General features: G+C 40.9%; 5 protein-coding genes. 3 read left to right on the top strand and 2 right to left on the bottom strand.

Going from position 1 to position 2,763, the window contains the following annotated elements:
* Window positions 1-180: 180 nt before the first annotated feature.
* Window positions 181-936, top strand: coding sequence for an antA/AntB antirepressor family protein (locus ACFIKE_RS09110; protein WP_375649460.1), 756 nt, complete (start codon window positions 181-183; stop codon window positions 934-936).
* Entirely contained in the window at window positions 933-1,211 is a 279-nt protein-coding gene (locus ACFIKE_RS09105; protein ID WP_375649458.1) for a hypothetical protein, read from the top strand. Before ACFIKE_RS09110 ends, ACFIKE_RS09105 begins: the two co-directional genes overlap by 4 nt.
* A gap of 45 nt (window positions 1,212-1,256) precedes the next feature.
* On the opposite strand, the gene ACFIKE_RS09100 is transcribed toward ACFIKE_RS09105, so the two are convergent.
* Window positions 1,257-1,568: a DNA-binding protein gene (locus tag ACFIKE_RS09100; RefSeq protein WP_208439803.1), complete on the bottom strand. Its 312-nt coding sequence runs from the start codon at window positions 1,566-1,568 to the stop codon at window positions 1,257-1,259.
* A gap of 12 nt (window positions 1,569-1,580) precedes the next feature.
* Window positions 1,581-1,904 carry a type II toxin-antitoxin system RelE/ParE family toxin gene (locus tag ACFIKE_RS09095; protein ID WP_015857128.1) on the bottom strand — a complete coding sequence of 108 codons (324 nt, stop codon included), beginning with the start codon at window positions 1,902-1,904 and terminating at the stop codon, window positions 1,581-1,583.
* 181 nt (window positions 1,905-2,085) lie between these two features.
* Between ACFIKE_RS09095 and ACFIKE_RS09090 the strand changes: the two genes are divergently transcribed.
* Window positions 2,086-2,748 carry a lysozyme gene (locus ACFIKE_RS09090; protein ID WP_375649455.1) on the top strand — a complete coding sequence of 221 codons (663 nt, stop codon included), beginning with the start codon at window positions 2,086-2,088 and terminating at the stop codon, window positions 2,746-2,748.
* Window positions 2,749-2,763: the final 15 nt, after the last annotated feature.

The following is a 2,763-nucleotide window of genomic DNA, read 5'->3' as shown; positions in this document are numbered from 1 at the left end:
GCACATTAAAGACTTTGACTCATTATATGCTACATGCATATAATAGATTTGTCGGGTGTAGTTACGCTATACAATACCCTTATGGGGAAAGCATAACGACGGACTGTGTACCGTGTTTTTCAGCACCCGGCACTCTTTTTGGGTGTCAATGAAAAACATCTAATTACACAGGAGTTCATAATGAACACTCTTATTCCGATATCGGAACAAATTGTTGGACAGGAAATTGTTCAAACAGTAAATGCACGTGAATTGCATAGTTTTTTAGAAGTAGGTAAAAAATTTGCGGACTGGATTACTGAACGTATCAACAGATATAATTTGGTAGAAAATCAAGACTTTGTTTGCTTCCCTATTTTGGGAAGCAAAGGCAGGGGTGGTCACAATCGTAAAGATTATCATCTAACTTTAAGCGTAGCTAAAGAACTTTCTATGCTTGAGAATAATAAGAAAGGTAGAGAAGCCCGTTTATACTTTATCGAATGTGAAAGACGGTTAAAACAAGTAGCAACACCACAGATAGCCGCTCCGCAAGTTGATTATTCCAAACCCGAAGCATTACTTGGTGTTTTGAATCACTTACAAAATCAAATAGAGCAGAAAGATCATGTTATTGCTGAATTAGCACCAAAAGCAGAAGCTTTGGATGGCTTAAAACGCTCTGATGGTTTGTTTGGTCTTATTGAAGCTGCAAAGATGTTAGAGGTACGACCTAAGGATTTAACGGATTACTTGCGTAAACATGATTGGGTGTATCGACGGGCTCCAGGGGCGCCTCTGTTACCTTATCAGGACAAAATAAAGAAAGGATTCATGGACTGTCCTGCTATTACCATTCAAAGACCGGACGGAACAGAGAAGGTGCTCCCTTCAACTAAAATCACATCTAGAGGATTGGCATGTTTAAGAGAACAAATCCATGGAGGTGTGCAATGAAGGTAGATACTAACTTTTTATGCGATTTGTGGATAGCATTATCTCAATTTTCTAGACATGAAAATATAAGCAACAAAGAGTGTACTGCTTTGGTTGACACTATGAGTGTAGTGGAAAAAGCTTTGATTTTAAAACTTCAAGATGACGTGCCTAATATTACAAAGATTTTGGCAATTCTTACAGATTTTGGAGCTTCAGAACTACCGCATAGCATGGATTCTTTGTTGCGTGCTTATGAACCAAATTTAGACAGCCCCATTAAAAATGTTGCTTAAGTACCTCCCTTCCCCATCTTTAAAGGTGGGGAGTGAACACTAAAGTTACACGTGTGGAACTGGTCGTTCAAGAGGCTGTACAGCCAAACGAAACCCCATGGTACGTAGTAAAGCATTCAAGCTGCGGAACTCTGGATTACCTTTCTCTGAAAGTGTACGGTAAAGTTGTGTTGGGTTCAAGTTGGCTGCTTTAGCTACAGCTTGAACACCACCATAAGCTTTGGCCATTTGGCGTAGAGTTACAAGCAGTTCACCCTGATCACCATCTGCTAGGATTGCATCAAGGGTAGCCGCTGCCAACTCAGGATCATCACGGAATATTTCTGCCATTGCATCATCATGGTTACGGTCTTTCATTTTTGCACTCCTTTAATCTTCACGGTTTTGCCAATCACGCCAGCAAGCACATGCACGAGTGATATCAGTCTCTTGTGTTTTTTTGCTGCCACCGCATAATAGCAACAATACGGTCTTTCCAGATTGGACATAATAAACTCGGTAGCCAGGACCAACATTAATACGCAATTCATGAACACCCTCACGAAGCGGCTTGAAATCGCCAAAGTTTCCCTGCTCTAAACGATTAAGGCGGCGAATAATTGCAGTTTTAGCCTGCATATCACGGAGCTTTCGCAGCCAATCAGCTATCAAGTCTTTGCCATCAGAAGTAAGGTAGTGACGTATTTCAAACATGATGTATATTCGTTTATAAACGAATATTTGTCAAGAAAGAAATTAAAAGTTGAGAAAAAATCTTCTTTTATTCCAATGAAAAAGCGACATGAAGCTTAACCAAGCTATCTTTCCGAATAGGAAAGATGTCAATTTTTTAATCCAGCTCTGCTTTTGCGGGGCTTTTTTTATGGAGAATCATATGCGAAAAATATCATCAGAAGGACTAGCACTTATCAAACAATGGGAAGGTTTGCGTTTGAACGCCTATAAAGATGCCATTGGGGTGTGGACAATAGGTTATGGACATACAAACAGTGCTGGAAAACCTTTTATTTACGAAGGCATGACAATCACTGAAAAGCAAGCAGAAGAACTTCTTTGCCAAGACTTAAGACAATTTGAAAATGCCGTTGAACGCGCGGTTACAGTTTCATTAACAGATGAACAATTCGCGGCGTTAGTATCCTTTTGCTATAATGTAGGAACAACAGCCTTTTGTAACTCGACACTGTTAAAAAAGCTCAATCAAGGTGAATATGAAGCTGTCCCTGCAGAGCTACAGAAATGGACCAAAGCAGGCGGGAAGCGTCTTGAAGGTCTCGCACACCGGCGTGCGGCAGAAACAGGCTTATGGGCGAAAGGGGCTTTTGTTTCCTCCAATTATCAAACAGTAGAAACGCAAGCACCAACGGGGGTTTTCAAAGCCGAAGCCCTTGCACCGATTATTGGTTCTTTTTCTGGGCTTGGAGGCTTATTAGCAGGAAATGGACCCATCCAATGGGCTTTGGCCACCATTATGGTTTTAGCCGCATGTGCTGGTATTTTCTTTGTTGCTAAACGCTTTCAGGAGCATCGTCTATGATCTTATGGATGAAAA

It is taken from the genome of Bartonella sp. MU70NMGDW, from assembly GCF_042194085.1.
Lineage (GTDB): Bacteria > Pseudomonadota > Alphaproteobacteria > Rhizobiales > Rhizobiaceae > Bartonella > Bartonella grahamii.
Note: the sequence above shows the minus strand (reverse complement) of the source record. Positions and strands in the feature narration are given on the sequence as shown.

Coding starts and splice junctions, on each gene's coding strand:
- ACFIKE_RS09100 (WP_208439803.1), bottom strand. CDS start 1,568: ATGAAAGACCGTAACCATGATGATGCAATGGCAGAAATATTCCGTGAT.
- ACFIKE_RS09105 (WP_375649458.1), top strand. CDS start 933: ATGAAGGTAGATACTAACTTTTTATGCGATTTGTGGATAGCATTATCT.
- ACFIKE_RS09110 (WP_375649460.1), top strand. CDS start 181: ATGAACACTCTTATTCCGATATCGGAACAAATTGTTGGACAGGAAATT.
- ACFIKE_RS09090 (WP_375649455.1), top strand. CDS start 2,086: ATGCGAAAAATATCATCAGAAGGACTAGCACTTATCAAACAATGGGAA.
- ACFIKE_RS09095 (WP_015857128.1), bottom strand. CDS start 1,904: ATGTTTGAAATACGTCACTACCTTACTTCTGATGGCAAAGACTTGATA.